Here is a 14,741-nt window from a genome sequence, read left to right as displayed (position 1 = left end):
AGGACCGGCCATGAAGCTCGCGACCCTGAAGGAGGGCGGCCGGGACGGCACGCTGGTGGTCGTCGCGCGCGACCTGACCCGCGCCGTGGCGGTGCCCCAGGTGGCGCCGACCCTGCAGGCGGCGCTCGATTCCTGGGCGGCCAGCGAGCCGCACCTGCGCGCCGTCGCCATCGCCTTGGAGAGCGGCGAGGTCGGCGAGACCATGCCCTTCGACCCGCGGGCGTGCGCCGCGCCGCTGCCGCGCGCCTACCAGTGGTGCGACGGCTCGGCCTACGTGAACCACGTGGAGCTGGTGCGCCGGGCCCGCGGCGCCGAGATGCCGCCCGCCTTCTGGACCGACCCGCTGATGTACCAGGGCGGCTCCGATCGCCTCCTCGGCCCCTGCGACCCCATCGAGGCGCTGTCGGAGGCCCACGGCGTCGACCTGGAGGCGGAGATCGCGGTGATCACCGACGACGTGCCGATGGCGGTGACCCCGGCGGCGGCGGCGGCGCACATCAAGCTGCTGGCCCTGGTCAACGACGTGTCCCTGCGGGCCTTGATCCCGGCGGAGCTGGGCAAGGGATTCGGGTTCTTCCACGCCAAGCCGGCATCCGCCTTCTCCCCGGTGGCGGTGACGCCGGACGAGCTGGGCGACGCGTGGCACGACGGCCGGGTGCACCTGCCGCTCCTGTCCTTCATCAACGGCGTGCCGTTCGGCCGGCCCGACGCCGGGGTCGACATGACCTTCGCCTTCCCGCGCCTGGTGAGCCATGCCGCGGCGACCCGGCACCTGGCGGCCGGGACCATCGTCGGCTCCGGCACCGTGTCCAACCGGCGGGACGGGGGACCCGGCCAACCGATCGCCGACGGCGGGGTGGGCTATTCCTGCATCGCCGAGCAGCGGACCGTGGAAACCATCCTTTCCGGCGCGCCGGCGACCGGCTTCCTGCGCTTCGGCGACCGCGTGCGCATCGAGATGCGCGATGCCGCCGGGCGCAGCGTCTTCGGCGCCATCGACCAGGAGGTCGTCCGGTACCTCGACCAGGAGGCCGTCCGGCACCGCGACCAGGAGATCGGCCGGTACCTCGACCAGGAGGTCGCCCGGTACCGCGACCAGGAGGTCGGCCGGCACCGCGACCAGGAGGTCGGCGGTCGCGCCGGGGCGTGAGCGCCCGGGCTCACGCCGCCAGCGGCTCCTCGTCCAGCACCAGCACCGGGTAGCCGTCGCGCTGCTCGGCCAGGGAGCCCAGCATCTCCAGCAGGCTGTCGCGGGTGAAGGCGTCGGTGGTCGCCCCCAGGCGGGTGCGGACGCGGTCCATGAAGCGGTCCAGCAGCTCGTGGTGGACCGCGGCGGCGGCCTGGACGGAGCGGGCGGCGGCGAACGGGGCGGCGGCGAACGGGATGGCGGAACCGGTGGCGACGATGCGGGTGGCGGTCATGGCGGCGGTCTCCGGGTGGCGGTGGGCGGTGCGGGCGGACGGGGTCAGGCGCGGCGCGGCGCGTCGGGGGCGGTGATGTAGCCGTCGTGCTGCTCGGTCAGGGTGACGAGCAGATCGCGAAGGCTCTCCTCGATGAACGGGTCGTGGTTGTCGTCCATGCGGGCCTTGACGATGCCGATGAACTCCTCCAGCAGTTCGCGGTGGGCCTGCGAGGCGGTGCCGACCGACGGCGACGGGGCGGCGGCGGCGGCGATGGCGGCGGCGAGGGTGGTCATGGCGTCCAGATCTCCTGTCCGGGGGTGGTCTTCGTTGCCCCCATGAAGCCATCCCGCCGGTTAACGAGAGATTAACATACCCGTCCGGGACTTGGTGGCGTGCAGGCTAATACTTCCATTCATGACAGCATCGGCGGGGTTCTCTTTTGGAAAACTCGCGCCGACGAACTAATACCAAGGGGGTAAGCGGACGTGTCGAGCCTGCGTCGCTATCTGCTGTTGCTGCTGGTCGCGGTCGGCGCGGCCTTCCTGGTGTTCGGGGACGACCCGCCGGACGGGGCGGCGGCGCCCGACGCCGGCGCGTTCGTGGCCGCCTGCGAGGCCGGCCCCTTCGCGGCCGCCCACGCGCCGCAGCCGGTGGAGGCGGCGCGGCTGTGCTCGTGCCTGCTGGCACGCCACCTGCGCAGCGGCGGGCGGTTGCCGGTCGACGCCTACCGCGATGCCGCGGCCCCGGCCGGCCCGGCCGATGCGGCGGCGCGCGCCGCCTGCCGCACCCGCCCGGCGGGCGGCTGACGGGGCCGCGGCGGCCGCCGAAGCGTCGGCAACGCAGACATTATGCCGCACCGGGGGTGGCGATCGGCGGCGTCGGGCGTACCGGCGATTGGGGTATCATGGCGCGTGACAACCGGGTCCGCCGCGCAACCCGAGGCGGCGGATCCGCAGTCGCGCCCGCCCGGGGCCGCCCGCCCCGGCGATCCCCATCGTCTCAACCGTGTGCTGGATGTGGTCGCCCGGTGTCGGAACCGGTTGATCCGGAGCCCGCATCGGGATATGTTCGAGGGGCTAACTAAATAGTCCGCCGCCCGCACCGGGCAGGCGGCGGGCACCCCTCGGGACCGTCCGGTGGTGCAGGGAGGAAAAACATCATGAAGACTCTGTCCGTGGCCCTTTCCGGGGCCGTGCTTTCCGCGGCACTGCTGGCCGGCACCGCGCCGGCGGCGGCCCAGGCGTGCGTCGTCGGCGTCAGCTGGTCGAACTTCCAGGAGGAGCGCTGGAAGACCGACGAGGCGGCGATCAAGGCGCGCCTCGACGAGGCCGGCTGCCAGTACGTCAGCGCCGACGCCCAGAGCTCCGCGGCCAAGCAGCTCTCCGACGTCGAGGCCCTGATGGCGCGCGGCGCCACCGCGCTGATCATCCTCGCCCAGGACGCCGAGGCGATCCGCCCGGCGGTCGAGCAGGCCAAGGCCGCCGGCGTGCCGGTGGTCGGCTACGACCGGCTGATCGAGGTGCCGGGCGTGTTCTACCTGACCTTCGACAACAAGGAGGTCGGGCGCCTGCAGGCCCGCGAGGTGCAGAAGGCGCAGCCCAAGGGCGCCTACGTCTTCATCAAGGGCTCGCCCCAGGACCCCAACGCCGACTTCCTGTTCTCCGGCCAGATGGAAGTGCTGGAGCCGGCCATCAAGGCGGGTGACATCACGGTGGCGGGCGAGCAGTACACCGACGGCTGGCTGCCCGCCAACGCCCAGCGCAACATGGAGCAGATCCTGACCGCGACCAACAACAAGGTCGACGCGGTGGTGGCCTCCAACGACGGCACCGCCGGCGGCGCGGTCGCCGCCCTGTCGGCCCAGGGCATGGCCGGCATCCCGGTGTCGGGCCAGGACGCCGACCACGCGGCGCTCAACCGCATCGCCCGCGGCCTGCAGACGGTCAGCGTCTGGAAGGACTCCCGCGACCTCGGCCGCAACGCCGCGGACATCGCCATCCAGCTCGCCAAGGGCACGGAGATGTCGAAGATCGAGGGGGCGGGCACCTTCGCCAACGGCCCCAACAAGGTGGAGCTGGACGCCATCCTGCTGAAGCCGGTGCCGATCACCCGCGACAACCTGGGCGTCATCATCGACGCGGGCTGGGTGGCCAAGGACGTGGTCTGCCAGGGCGTCGACGCCGCCAAGGCGCCGCCGGCCTGCAAGTAAGGTGCGTCCGGCCCGGCGCCCGCGGCGGCGCCGGGCCGGTTCCCTTCTCCGGTCAAGCGCAAGGGAGCGGCCATGGCCGTCGTCACCAACCGGGCGGAGGCCAGCGGCCCCTCCCGCAACCTTTTCGGCACGCTGGAACTCGACACCCGGATGCTGGCGATGGTGGGGGCCCTCGCCGCCATCTGGGTGGTCTTCGACATCGTCACCGGCGGCCTGTTCCTGACCCCGCGCAACCTGTGGAACCTGGCGGTGCAGACCTCCTCGGTCGCCACCATGGCGACGGGCATGGTGCTGGTCATCGTCACCCGCAACATCGACCTGTCGGTGGGCTCGCTGCTGGGCCTGATCGGCATGGTCATGGCGGTGATGCAGGCCCGCGTGCTGGGCATCGACACCCAGATGGGGTGGATCCTGGCGGTGCTGCTGGCGGCGGCGCTGGCCGCCGCCCTCGGCGCCTTCCAGGGCTGGTGGGTGGCCTACCGCGGCGTGCCCGCCTTCATCGTCACCCTGGCCGGGCTGCTGATCTACCGCGGGCTGGCGTGGTGGATGACCAGCGGCCAGACCGTCGCCCCCCTGAACCCCACCTTCGAGCTGATCGGCGGCGGCTTCCAGGGCTCGATCGGCGCCCTCTGGTCGTGGGCGCTGGGCGCGATCGCGGTGGTGTTGCTGTGCTGGCGCACGCTGCACATGCGCGGGCGCCGTCACCGCTTCGGCTTCGCCGTGCGCCCGGTGTGGGCCGAGGCGCTGGTGCTGCTGGCCCAGGTGGGACCGGTGCTGGGCTTCGTGCTGGTGATGAACGCCTATCTGCAGCCGCGCACCGGCCTGCCGATGGGCATTCCCGTGCCGGTGCTGATCGTCATCGCCGTCACCGTGCTGATGACCTTCGTCGCCAACCGCACCCGCTTCGGGCGCTACGTCTTCGCCATCGGCGGCAACCCCGAGGCGGCGGCACTCTCGGGCATCGACGTGCGGCGCACCACGGTGTGGGTGTTCGTGGTGATGGGCGTGCTGGTGGCGGTCGGCGCCGCCATCGCCACCGCCCGCCTCAAGGCCGGCCTCAACGCCACCGGCGAGCTGGACGAGCTGCGGGTCATCGCCGCGGCGGTGATCGGCGGGACCTCCCTGGCCGGCGGCGTCGGCACGGTGTTCGGGGCGGTGCTGGGCGCGCTGACGATGCAGAGCCTGCAGTCGGGCATGGTCCTGCTGGGCCTGCCCAGCCCCATGCAGAACGTGGTCATCGGCGCGGTGCTGATCCTCGCCGTGTGGCTCGACCAGTCCTACCGCCGCAAGAGGTTCTGACATGAGCGCCGCCACCCAAACCGCCGAGGCCGGCACCGAGGACCGCGGCACGCCGCTCGTCGCCATGCGCCACATGTCGATCCGCTTCGGCGGGGTGCGCGCCGTCGACGATGTCTCGGTCGACCTCTACCCCGGCGAGGTCGTCGGTCTGCTGGGCCACAACGGGGCCGGCAAGTCGACGCTGATCAAGATGCTGTCGGGCGCCTACCAGGGGGAATCCGGCGAGATCTTCATCGCCGGCGAGCGGGTCACCATCGACAACCCGCGCGACGCCAAGCGCCACGGCATCGAGACCATCTACCAGACCCTGGCCCTGGCCGAGAACATCGACGCCGCGGGCAACCTGTTCCTCGGCCGCGAGCTGATGACCTCGTGGGGCACCCTGGACGACGAGCGCATGGCGGCGGAGACCCGCCAGGTCATGCAGCGCCTCAATCCCAATTTCCGCAACCTGACGACGCCGGTTCAGTCCCTGTCGGGCGGGCAGCGCCAGTCCGTGGCGATCGCCCGCGCCATCCACTTCAACGCCCGCATCCTCATAATGGACGAACCGACGGCGGCGCTCGGCCCGGCCGAGACGCGCATGGTGGCCGACCTGATCAAGCAGCTGAAGGCCGAGGGCATCGGCATCTTCCTGATCAGCCACGACCTCCACGACGTCTACGACCTGGCCGACCGCTGCGCGGTGATGAAGAACGGCAAGCTGGTGGGGGTGGTGCGCACCCAGGACGTCACCAAGGACGACCTGCTGGGGATGATCATCCTCGGCCGCCATCCCATCACCGGGGAGACGGTGGTGTGAGCGTCGCGGTCGCCGCCGACGGCCGGGTGCGCCTGGAGGCCGGCGGCCGCACCGCGGTCCTGCTTCCCTTCGGCGCCCGGCTGGCGGAGTTCCATGTTCCCGACGCCGCCGGCCGCATGGCCGACGTGGTGCTCGGCTTCGACGGTCCGGACGGCTACGCCCGCTCCGGCGCCTACATGGGCGCCACCTGCGGGCGCTGCGCGAACCGCATCGCCGGCGGCGCCTTCACCCTGGACGGCCGGCGCCACGCGCTGGCCCGCAACGACCCGCCCAACCACCTGCACGGCGGCACCGTCGGATTCGACCGGGCGACCTGGACGGTGGAGCCGGAGCCGGACGGGCAGGCCGACGCGGTGCGCTTCCGCCACCGCTCCCCCGATGGCGACGAAGGCTACCCCGGCACGGTCGCGGTCGCGGTGACCTACGCGCTGGACGGCGACGGCACCCTGCGCATCGCCATGTCCGGCACCACCGACCGGCCGACGGTGCTGAACCTGGCCCATCATTCTTACTGGAATCTCGCCGGCCACGGCTGCGGCGACGTGCTGGGGCACGTGGTGTGGGTGGACGCCGACCGTTACACGCCGGTCGACGCCACGCAGATCCCCACGGGCGCGATGGCCGCGGTGGCGGGGACGGCGTTCGATCTGCGCACCCCGGTCGCCCTGGGTGCGGCGATGGCCGGGGTGCCCGGCGGGTTCGATCACAACTGGGTGCTGAACGGCGGGGCGGCGGACGGAGCCGCCCTGGCCCGGCCGCGGGTCCGGGTGGTCGACCCGGTGTCGGGGCGCGGGCTGGAGATCGCCACCTCGGCGCCGGGGCTCCAGCTCTACGCCGGCGGCAAGCTCGACGCCACGGTGCCGGGCAAGGGCGGCGCCCGCTACCGCCCCTTCGCCGGGCTGGCGCTGGAGACCCAGGGCTTTCCGGACAGTCCCAACCACCCCGGCTTCCCGTCGGTGCGGCTGGCCCCCGGGGAGGTCTACCGCCATCACATGGTGGTCCGCACCTTCGCTGTGGCGCCGGCGGCACCGGCCTGAGCCGGACCCCGGCGCCGGGCCGGTCAGGCCGTTTCGGCGGCCGCCTTGGCGGTCTTGGCGGCTTTGGCGGTCTTGGTGGCGGCGGTCTTGGCAGCGGCGGTCTTGGTGGCGGGGGCTTTGGCGGCCTTGGTCGCCTTGCTGGCGGGAACGCGGCGCGGCGGCGCGGCCGCGGCCTTGCGGGCCTGGCGGACGGCGAGCTCGGCCTCGATCGCCGGCAGCGCCTCCTGCGCCTCCTTCATCCGCTTGGGTGGGCCCGACGCGGCGAGGCGGGCGGCGTTGGCACCCAGCGTCTGGAGGGCGTCGTCGTCCATCTCGGGGAGCTTGTCCAACAGCCTCATCTCGGCCTCCGTCGTTTGGCGGGTGGGGATCGGTGGCGCCGGCCTGCGGGCGGGCGCCGGCGTGCGGGCGCGCCATCCGGCGGTCCAGCTCCGCGCCGGCGGCGTGCCGGCGGGGTGCGGGTTGGCCGAGCGCGGGGAGCCGCCCAGGGCGGCCAGTTCGCCGCTGCGGAAGGCGACCTGCATCCAGCGGTCGGTGGTGGCGGGCGGTGTCGTCACCGGCGGCGCCTCACCCGAGAATGTCGAGGACGATGCGGCGCAGTTCGCTGCGGCTGAGGCGCGGCCATTCCGGCGCGCCGGGGGTGGTTGCCGGGGTGGCGAGCGACGGGTGGCGGTGCGCCGGGCCGGACGGCCCGGCGGCCGGGTGCTTGGAGTCGGTCATGGGAATCCCGTTCCTGGTCGCGGCAGCAGGCAGAAAGACAAAGGGGCGGCCGAGGCCGCCCCTTTGCCCACCGAATTGTGCAGCGCTCAGACGGCGCGCAGGTTTTCGGCGGCCACCTTGCCCTTGCGCGGATCGCGCACGGGCTCATAGGAGAGCTTCTGGCCCTCGCTGAGGGTGCCGATGCCGGCGCGGTCAACCGCGGAGATGTGCACGAACACGTCGGCCGTGCCATCCTCCGGCTGGATGAAACCGAAGCCCTTGGTGCTGTTGAACCACTTGACGGTACCGATGGCCATGGGTCGTTCCCCCTGTCTGGCGTGGCCCCTCACGATATGTGGGGGGCATCAAATTCACTTGGGGAAGGACGACCGGACCATGGGTATGGACACCGGAAATCGAATGGCCCAGAGCAACTTCGACCCCCCATAAATGGGGCCTGGCCGATCCGGATGCAAGCCGTTCGACGGTTCGCGGGGCCGGCCGCCGCAGTCGGGGCTTGCGCGGCGGCCCCGGGCCGGTCAGAAATTCGCCATGCCTGCTGACACTCCGGACCCCGTTCGGGCCCACCAGCCGCTGGGTGCCCTGCGCCTCGCCGCGTTCCGCGTCGCCTTCGTGGCGGCTTCGAGTCTCGTGTGCCTGGCCTGCGCGCCGGCCCTGCTGCTGCCCCGCGTCTGGGCGGCGCGCGCGGTGCGTGTGTTCTGCCGGATGACGGTGTGGCTGGAGGCGGCCATCCTCGGCCTGCGCGCCGAGGTGCGCGGGCTGGAGAACCTGCCGCCCGGCGCCTGCGTCATCGCCTCGCGCCACGAGGCGGCGTGGGAAACCTTCCGCTTTCCCCTGCTGCTCGACGACCCGGCCATCGTCGTCAAGCGCGAGCTGCTCAAGGTGCCGCTGTGGGGCCGTTTCCTGGTGCACTCCGGAATGATCCCGGTGGACCGCGGCAACGGCGCCAGCGCGCTCAAGGGCCTGCTGCGCGGCGCCAAGGCGGCGGCGGCCGAGAACCGGCCCATCCTGATCTTCCCCGAGGGCACGCGGGTGGCCCCCGGCTCGTCGGCACCGCACCGGCCGGGCGCGGCGGCGCTGTACAAGTCGCTGAAGCTGCCGGTCGTGCCGGTCGCCCTGAACTCCGGGAGCCACTGGCCGCGCCGGGCGCGGGCGGTCCGGCCGGGCGCCGTGCTGATCCAGTTCCTGCCGCCGATCCCGCCCGGCCTGTCCGGCGACGACTTCGCGGCGCTCCTGCAGCAGCGCCTCGACGAGGGATCGATGGCGCTGCGACGCGAGAGCGAGGCGCAGCCCTGAACTGCGCCCCGCGCAGGCTCGGCCGGTTTTGGCAATTTACAATCTTACGTTTCCGGAGTAGATGCCATTCCATCTATTGGGGATGGTGTCTGTCCGCGGTGCCGCCAGAAGGCCGATCCGCGATCCAAGTTCCTCGGATTTCGGCAGAATGCCAGAGATCGATGACGCCGCCGTCCTGGATGTGGAAGGGGCATGGGCATGGCGTCGGCAACATCGGTTTCTGTGGACCTTTCCGGCAACTCCACCGTCGATGCGATCCTCTACGGCACGAAGTGGAACACGACGGCGGTCAGCTACGGTTTTCCGGCGTCGGTGGACGATGTCTCGGATTACACCAGCGGAGCGTTGGAGCCGGCGCACTTCACGGCGCTCACGACGGCGCAGCAGGCCGCCGTCGAGACCATTCTCGCCCAATGGAGCGCGGTGTCCGGCCTCACCTTCACCCAGGCGTCGGCCGCCGCGGACGGTGACCTGCGGGTCTACTGGTACCTCGACGGCGGCAACCTGTCGGCACGCGTCGTCGATTTTCCCTCCGACCGGCCCGAAGGCGGCGACGTCCAGCTCGGCAGCGCCCTCGGGTCGGACGACTGGTCCGTCGGCTCCTACGCCCACCTGACCCTCGTCCACGAACTCGGGCACGCCCTCGGGTTGAAGCACCCGCACGAATCCATCAACGGGTTTCCCGCGGCCGATGCCGCCGCCGATTCGATCGAAGTGTCGGTGATGAGCTATCGCAGCCACTTCGGCGGGCCGCTCAGCGGCTATTCGGTCCAGAGCGGCAGCTACCCGCCCGGCCCGATGCTCAACGACATCGCCGCCATCCAGCACCTGTACGGACCGAACTGGACGACCAACGCCGGTGACACGACCTACACCTTCGATCCGGGCGCCGGCGTCGTCCTGAGGGCCATCTGGGACGGCGGCGGCAACGACACGTACACCTTCGCGAGCTACGCCACCGACCTGGCCATCAGCCTGGAGCCGGGGAGCTGGAGCGACTTCGGAACCCAGCACGCGATGCTCGATCCGGAGTTCAACATCACCGCCGGCGCCAACCTCGCCAACCCCCACCTGTACGCGGGTGACCTGCGGTCGCTGATCGAGAACGCCCTGGGCGGGACGGGCAACGACACGCTGCGCGGAAACGTCGCCGCCAACCGCCTCGACGGCGACGCCGGCAGCGACAGCCTGGTCGGCGCAAGCGGCGACGACACGCTGGTCGGCGGCAGCGGCGACGACAGCCTGGTCGGCGGCGACGGGAACGACGTGCTGAGCGGCGGCGGCGGCAGCGACGTCCTGGACGGTGGCGCCGGCATCGACACCGCCGACTACGGGGCGGCCACCGCCGGGGTGGCGGGGGGCCTGGCCGCCGGCACCGCGGGCGATGCCGGTGGCGACACGCTGACGGCGGTCGAGAACCTGACCGGGTCGGCGTACGCCGACACCCTCGCCGGCGACGACGGCGCCAACGCGATCGCCGGCGGCGGCGGCGGCGACCTGCTCTCCGGCGGCGGCGGCGCCGACACCCTCGACGGCGGGGCCGGCGACGACACGCTGTCCGGGGGTGCGGACGGCGACCTGCTGGTCGGCGGGGACGGCGCCGACGTGATCCTCGGCGGGGACGGCGCCGACACGCTGTCGGGTGGAAGCGGTGCCGACACGCTCACCGGCGGCGCCGGGGACGACCTCTTCGTTTACGCGGCTGGCGGCGCCGGCGCCGGCACGATCGGCGATTTCGCGGACGGCGACCGCATCGCCGTGAGCGGGTGGTCCCTCTCCGGTGCGGTGACCGAGGGCGACGGCACGCTCGTCGCCGCCAACGCCGTGCAGGTGAGCGTCGCGGGCGGCGTCGCCACGCTCCACATCGACACCGACGGCGTGGCCGGCGCGGCCGAACTGACCGTGGTTCTGGACGGCACCCACGCCGTCACCGCGTTCCAGACCGTGGACGGCGGCGTCGCGATTGCCGGCGCCGCCCCGCCGGCCGGCGGCGATGGCGGCGGCGGCGGCGGGGACGACGGCGCGGGTGGCGGCGGGAACGGCGGCACGCAGACGCAGACCATCGGCGGGGCCACCGTGCAGACGACGGTCACGGTGGTCGCCGGCACGCCGACCCTCACGGTGTCGGTGACGCCACCGACGGCGCAAACGCCGATCCCGGTCAGCCTGGGCGGTCCGGCCGGGGGCGGGCTGAGCGCCGGCGTGCCGGCCGGCGTCGGCCTCACGGCGTCCGGGCCCCAGAACCCACAGGCCCCCGGTGCTGCGTCGCAGACCCTGGCGGCCGCGGCGACGACCCTGGTGACGGACGCGGGCGAGCGCGCGGGGCTGCTGTCCGGCCTGTCGGAGTTCGCCCGGACGCTGCCGGCCACGGCGGCGCTGACGGTCCGCACCGTGACCCTGACGTCCGCCGGGTCGGCGGCGCCGGCGGCGCCGGCGGCGCCGATCGCCGTCACCGGCAGCGCCAGCGGCACGGAGGCGGTCGTGCTGGACGCCCGCGCCCTGCCGCCCGGCACGACCCTCACCCTCGACGACGTCGAGTTCGCGCTGATTCTCGGCAGCGTCCAGGTCGCCGGTGGCACCGGCTCGCAGCACGTGATCGGTGACTCCGCGGCCCAGGTCATCCTCCTCGGGGCCGCCGACGACACGCTCCACGGCGGCGGCGGCGACGACCGCGTCGGCTCGGCCGAGGGCGACGACGCGCTGTACGGCGACGCCGGTTCCGACACGGTGGAGGGCGGCCTCGGCGACGACACGCTTTACGGCAACCTGCAGGACGACCAGCTCTACGGCAATCAGGGGGCGGACACCCTGTTCGGCGGCCAGGGCCGCGACACGCTGTTCGGCGGGCAGGACGCCGACGCCCTGCACGGCAACCTCGGCGCGGACGTGGTGTACGGCAACCGCGGCGCCGATGCACTGTATGGCAACCTCGGGGCGGACACCCTGTTCGGCGGCCAGGGGGACGATCTTCTGTTCGGCGGCCAGGGCGGCGACGCGCTGGTCGGCGGTCTCGGCACCGACACCCTGTTCGGTTCCCTCGGCGCCGACCATTTCCGCCTCGGCGCGCCCGGCACGGGGGCCGACGTCATCGCCGACTTCGCCACCGGGGAGGATGTGCTGGTGGTGGATGGCCCCAATTTCGGGCTGGTGGAGGCGGGCGCCCTGGGCGCGGCGCATTTCGCGCTCGACCGGCCCGGCGATGCGGACGACTGGTTCGTGTTCGACACGGCGACCGGTGTGCTGTCGTTCGACGCCGACGGCGACGGGGCGGGCGCGGCCGTGGCGATCGCCAGCCTCACCGTGCGCACGCTGGCGGCCAGCGACATTCTCGTCCTCACCGCCACCGGCTGACCGGGACCCGCTCCCTCCCGGTCGCCCTAGGGCGGAAGCGTCGCCCGCAAGCGCGCCACCGCCAGATCGACGAAGGCGCGGATTTTGGCCGGGACGCGCCGCCCGCCGGCGTGGACGACCTGCACCGGCACGGGCGGCGGCTCGGCGTCGGCCAGCACCACGGCCAGACGCCCGTCGCGCAACGCCGCCGCGGCCTGGTAGGACAGCACCCGTGTCACGCCGTGGCCGGCGACCGCCGCGTCGATGGCGGCGTCGGCGGTGTTGACCAGAAGGCGTGCGTTGGGCGTGATGGTCTGCCCGCCGTCGGGTCCCGGGAACCGCCAGGGCCGCCACGCCCCGGCCGGGGCGAACTCCACCGCGTCGAACCGGGCGAGGTCGGCCGGCACCCGCGGCACGCCGTGGCGCTCCAGATACGCCGGGGCGGCGCACACCACCCGGCGCACCGATCCGACCCGCGCCGCCCGCAGGCTCGAATCCGGCAGGTGGCCGATCCGCACCGCCACGTCGATGCCCTCCTCCAGCAGCTCGGCGACCCGGTCGAGCAGCAGCAGGCGGGCGCTCATCCGGGGATGGCCCGCCACGAAGTCGAACACCACCGGCGCCACGTGCAGGCGCCCGAAGGCGACGGGCGCCGTCACCGTCAGTTCGCCCCCCGGCTCGGCGTGGGCGCCGGCCGCCGAGGCGTCGGCGTCGGCCAGGTCCTGCAGGATGCGCTTGCAGTCGCCGAGGTAGCGCTCCCCGGACTCGGTCAGGCGCACCCACCGGGTGGTGCGGTGCAGAAGGCGGGCGCCGACGCGTTCCTCCAGCAGGGCGACGGCGCGGGTGACGGTGGGGGTCGACAAGGACAGGCGCCGCCCGGCGGCGGCGAAGCCGCTCTCCTCGGCGACCGCAACGAACACGCGCATGGCGGAGAGCTGGTCCATGGCATCATTTCAATTTCTGAAACGCCCCGTTGTCAACGGGCACGATTATCATGGCACGTTGGCGGCATTAGCGTGGGTCCGGACCCCAGACCCCGCAGGAAGGCCGCCATGACCGCACCCGCCAGACCCATCCGCCTGCACCGCTTCGCCCGCTCCGGCCACGCCCACCGGGCGGAGCTGATGCTGTCCCTGCTCGGCCTGCCGGTCGAGCTGGTCGACGTCGACCTTGCCGCCGGCGCCCACCGCCGCCCGGAGTTCCTGGCCCGCAACGCCTTCGGCCAGGTGCCGGTGATCGAGGACGGCGACCTCGTACTCGCCGACAGCAACGCCATCCTGGTTTACCTGGCGCTGCGCTACGACCCCGCCCGGCGCTGGCTGCCGGCCGATTCGGCGGCGGCGGCGGAGGTGCAGCGCTGGCTGTCGGTGGCCGCCGGTCCGCTGGCCGCCGGCCCGGCGACGGCGCGCCTGGTCACCGTCTTCGGCGCCAACGCCGATCATGCCCGGGCCGTGGCCCTGGCCGCCCGGCTGTTCGCCGTGCTGGAGGAACATCTGACCGGCCGGGCGTTCCTGGTGGGCGACGGACCGACGCTGGCCGACGTCGCCCTCTACAGCTACACGGTGGTGGCGCCGGAGGGCGGCGTGGCCCTCGACGCCTTCCCGGCGATCCGCCGCTGGCTGGCCCGGGTGGAGGCGCTGCCCGGCTTCGTGGCGATGCCCCGCACCCCGGCGGCGGCGGCATGACGCGGGAGGACGCCATGAGCGACGCCGACGCCTCTCCCATCCACTCCCCGTTCCACGAGGGCGAACGCCGGGTGCAGGAGCGGGCCGGGGTGCGCGAGCGGGCGGAGCGGATCGGCCGCCACGCCATCCGCGACGCCATGCCCGACCAGCACCGCGCCCTGTTCGCCACCCTGCCCATGCTGGTGGCCGGGGCGCTGGACGGCGACGGGCGGCCGCGCGCCACGCTGCTGGCCGGGCCGCCCGGCTTCGTCGCCTCCCCGGACCCGCGGACCCTGACGGTGGCGGCCCTGCCGCCGCCCGGCGACCCACTTGCCGGGCGTCTCACCGCCGGAGCCCCCGTGGGGCTGCTGGGCATCGAGCTGGAGACGCGGCGGCGCAACCGGGCCAACGGCCGCATCGCCGCCGCCGGTCCCGGCAGCGTGACGGTGGCGGTGGAGCAGAGTTTCGGAAACTGCCCACAGCACATCCGTCCCCGCGCCCACGCCCTGGTTCCCACCCCCCCGCGGCCGGCCGGAGACCCGGAGGCGCGCCGGGAAGAGGCCCGCCTGTCGCCGCAGGCGCGGGCGCTGGTGGCCGGTGCGGACACCTTCTTCATCGCCACGGCCTCCAGCGAGTCGGCGGCGGCGGCCGGGGTGGACGTGTCCCACCGCGGCGGCCCGGCCGGGTTCGTCGCCGTGGCGGACGAGGCCGGGGCGAGCGTGCTCACCGTGCCCGACTACCGGGGAAACAACTACTTCAACACGCTGGGCAACCTCGCCCTCAACCCGGCGGCGGGGCTGCTGTTCGTCGATTTCGCGGGGGGCGGCCTGCTGTCCCTGACCGGCGAGGCCGGGCTGGTGTGGCAGGACCCGGAGACGGCGGCCCGCACCGGCGTGGAGCGGGTGCTGCGGGTGCGGCTCACCGGCGGGGTGTTCCTCCCCGCCGCCGTGCCGCTGCGCTGGACCGCGCTGTAGCCGCCCGCCG

Annotated in this window: 16 protein-coding genes; 10 read left to right on the top strand and 6 right to left on the bottom strand. The window is 73.5% G+C overall.

Going from position 1 to position 14,741, the window contains the following annotated elements:
* The first annotated feature begins 10 nt into the window (after positions 1-10).
* Positions 11-1,150, top strand: a complete 1,140-nt coding sequence (locus tag AC6H2I_RS07115; protein WP_497499894.1) for a fumarylacetoacetate hydrolase family protein — start codon at positions 11-13, stop codon at positions 1,148-1,150.
* A 10-nt stretch (positions 1,151-1,160) separates the two neighbouring features.
* On the opposite strand, the gene AC6H2I_RS07110 is transcribed toward AC6H2I_RS07115, so the two are convergent.
* Positions 1,161-1,421 (bottom strand): hypothetical protein, encoded by a 261-nt coding sequence (locus tag AC6H2I_RS07110; protein WP_497499893.1) that lies wholly within the window; start codon positions 1,419-1,421, stop codon positions 1,161-1,163.
* Positions 1,422-1,465: 44 nt separating this feature from the next.
* Positions 1,466-1,696 carry a hypothetical protein gene (locus AC6H2I_RS07105; RefSeq protein ID WP_497499892.1) on the bottom strand — a complete coding sequence of 77 codons (231 nt, stop codon included), beginning with the start codon at positions 1,694-1,696 and terminating at the stop codon, positions 1,466-1,468.
* Positions 1,697-1,888: 192 nt separating this feature from the next.
* Here AC6H2I_RS07105 and AC6H2I_RS07100 point away from each other — a divergent pair, with 192 nt between their 5' ends.
* The 5 genes from AC6H2I_RS07100 (at position 1,889) to AC6H2I_RS07080 (ending at position 6,750) form a co-directional block, all read left to right on the top strand.
* Complete coding sequence (locus AC6H2I_RS07100) at positions 1,889-2,209, top strand: hypothetical protein (protein ID WP_497499891.1); 321 nt, start codon at positions 1,889-1,891, stop codon at positions 2,207-2,209.
* Positions 2,210-2,562: 353 nt separating this feature from the next.
* Positions 2,563-3,612: a D-xylose ABC transporter substrate-binding protein gene (gene xylF, locus AC6H2I_RS07095; RefSeq protein ID WP_497499890.1), complete on the top strand. Its 1,050-nt coding sequence runs from the start codon at positions 2,563-2,565 to the stop codon at positions 3,610-3,612.
* Positions 3,613-3,684: 72 nt separating this feature from the next.
* Positions 3,685-4,911 (top strand): sugar ABC transporter permease, encoded by a 1,227-nt coding sequence (locus AC6H2I_RS07090; RefSeq protein WP_497499889.1) that lies wholly within the window; start codon positions 3,685-3,687, stop codon positions 4,909-4,911.
* 1 nt (position 4,912) lies between these two features.
* The gene (locus tag AC6H2I_RS07085; RefSeq protein WP_497499888.1) at positions 4,913-5,713 is read left to right on the top strand and encodes an ATP-binding cassette domain-containing protein; all 801 of its coding nucleotides are present in this window, start codon (positions 4,913-4,915) and stop codon (positions 5,711-5,713) included.
* On the top strand, positions 5,710-6,750 hold the full coding sequence (locus AC6H2I_RS07080) for an aldose epimerase family protein (RefSeq protein ID WP_497499887.1): 1,041 nt from the start codon (positions 5,710-5,712) through the stop codon (positions 6,748-6,750). The genes AC6H2I_RS07085 and AC6H2I_RS07080 overlap by 4 nt, the downstream gene beginning before the upstream one ends.
* Before the next feature lie 23 nt (positions 6,751-6,773).
* Here the strand turns inward: AC6H2I_RS07080 and AC6H2I_RS07075 are convergent, their stop codons facing one another.
* The 3 genes from AC6H2I_RS07075 to AC6H2I_RS07065 form a co-directional block, all read right to left on the bottom strand.
* Complete coding sequence (locus AC6H2I_RS07075) at positions 6,774-7,304, bottom strand: hypothetical protein (protein ID WP_497499886.1); 531 nt, start codon at positions 7,302-7,304, stop codon at positions 6,774-6,776.
* 10 nt (positions 7,305-7,314) lie between these two features.
* Positions 7,315-7,467 (bottom strand): hypothetical protein, encoded by a 153-nt coding sequence (locus AC6H2I_RS07070; RefSeq protein ID WP_497499885.1) that lies wholly within the window; start codon positions 7,465-7,467, stop codon positions 7,315-7,317.
* Positions 7,468-7,553: 86 nt separating this feature from the next.
* A complete protein-coding gene (locus AC6H2I_RS07065) occupies positions 7,554-7,763 on the bottom strand; it encodes a cold-shock protein (RefSeq protein WP_497499884.1) in 210 nt (69 codons plus the stop codon).
* Positions 7,764-7,998: 235 nt separating this feature from the next.
* Between AC6H2I_RS07065 and AC6H2I_RS07060 the strand changes: the two genes are divergently transcribed.
* Complete coding sequence (locus tag AC6H2I_RS07060) at positions 7,999-8,763, top strand: lysophospholipid acyltransferase family protein (RefSeq protein WP_497499883.1); 765 nt, start codon at positions 7,999-8,001, stop codon at positions 8,761-8,763.
* Between the two features lie 198 nt (positions 8,764-8,961).
* Positions 8,962-12,114, top strand: coding sequence for a M10 family metallopeptidase (locus tag AC6H2I_RS07055; protein WP_497499882.1), 3,153 nt, complete (start codon positions 8,962-8,964; stop codon positions 12,112-12,114).
* A 26-nt stretch (positions 12,115-12,140) separates the two neighbouring features.
* Here the strand turns inward: AC6H2I_RS07055 and AC6H2I_RS07050 are convergent, their stop codons facing one another.
* Positions 12,141-13,037 (bottom strand): LysR family transcriptional regulator, encoded by an 897-nt coding sequence (locus tag AC6H2I_RS07050; RefSeq protein ID WP_497499881.1) that lies wholly within the window; start codon positions 13,035-13,037, stop codon positions 12,141-12,143.
* Between the two features lie 108 nt (positions 13,038-13,145).
* Between AC6H2I_RS07050 and AC6H2I_RS07045 the strand changes: the two genes are divergently transcribed.
* On the top strand, positions 13,146-13,778 hold the full coding sequence (locus tag AC6H2I_RS07045) for a glutathione S-transferase family protein (protein WP_497499880.1): 633 nt from the start codon (positions 13,146-13,148) through the stop codon (positions 13,776-13,778).
* A gap of 14 nt (positions 13,779-13,792) precedes the next feature.
* Positions 13,793-14,731: a hypothetical protein gene (locus tag AC6H2I_RS07040; protein WP_497499879.1), complete on the top strand. Its 939-nt coding sequence runs from the start codon at positions 13,793-13,795 to the stop codon at positions 14,729-14,731.
* Positions 14,732-14,741 lie beyond the last annotated feature (10 nt).

It is taken from the genome of Azospirillum sp. NS33 (assembly GCF_059703765.1).
The sequence above is the reverse complement of the archived record's forward strand: the minus strand, read 5'-3'. Positions and strand labels throughout refer to the sequence as shown.

Coding starts and splice junctions, on each gene's coding strand:
- AC6H2I_RS07115 (WP_497499894.1), top strand. CDS start 11: ATGAAGCTCGCGACCCTGAAGGAGGGCGGCCGGGACGGCACGCTGGTG.
- AC6H2I_RS07110 (WP_497499893.1), bottom strand. CDS start 1,421: ATGACCGCCACCCGCATCGTCGCCACCGGTTCCGCCATCCCGTTCGCC.
- AC6H2I_RS07105 (WP_497499892.1), bottom strand. CDS start 1,696: ATGACCACCCTCGCCGCCGCCATCGCCGCCGCCGCCGCCCCGTCGCCG.
- xylF (WP_497499890.1), top strand. CDS start 2,563: ATGAAGACTCTGTCCGTGGCCCTTTCCGGGGCCGTGCTTTCCGCGGCA.
- AC6H2I_RS07090 (WP_497499889.1), top strand. CDS start 3,685: ATGGCCGTCGTCACCAACCGGGCGGAGGCCAGCGGCCCCTCCCGCAAC.
- AC6H2I_RS07085 (WP_497499888.1), top strand. CDS start 4,913: ATGAGCGCCGCCACCCAAACCGCCGAGGCCGGCACCGAGGACCGCGGC.
- AC6H2I_RS07070 (WP_497499885.1), bottom strand. CDS start 7,467: ATGACCGACTCCAAGCACCCGGCCGCCGGGCCGTCCGGCCCGGCGCAC.
- AC6H2I_RS07065 (WP_497499884.1), bottom strand. CDS start 7,763: ATGGCCATCGGTACCGTCAAGTGGTTCAACAGCACCAAGGGCTTCGGT.
- AC6H2I_RS07060 (WP_497499883.1), top strand. CDS start 7,999: ATGCCTGCTGACACTCCGGACCCCGTTCGGGCCCACCAGCCGCTGGGT.
- AC6H2I_RS07055 (WP_497499882.1), top strand. CDS start 8,962: ATGGCGTCGGCAACATCGGTTTCTGTGGACCTTTCCGGCAACTCCACC.
- AC6H2I_RS07050 (WP_497499881.1), bottom strand. CDS start 13,037: ATGGACCAGCTCTCCGCCATGCGCGTGTTCGTTGCGGTCGCCGAGGAG.
- AC6H2I_RS07045 (WP_497499880.1), top strand. CDS start 13,146: ATGACCGCACCCGCCAGACCCATCCGCCTGCACCGCTTCGCCCGCTCC.
- AC6H2I_RS07040 (WP_497499879.1), top strand. CDS start 13,793: ATGAGCGACGCCGACGCCTCTCCCATCCACTCCCCGTTCCACGAGGGC.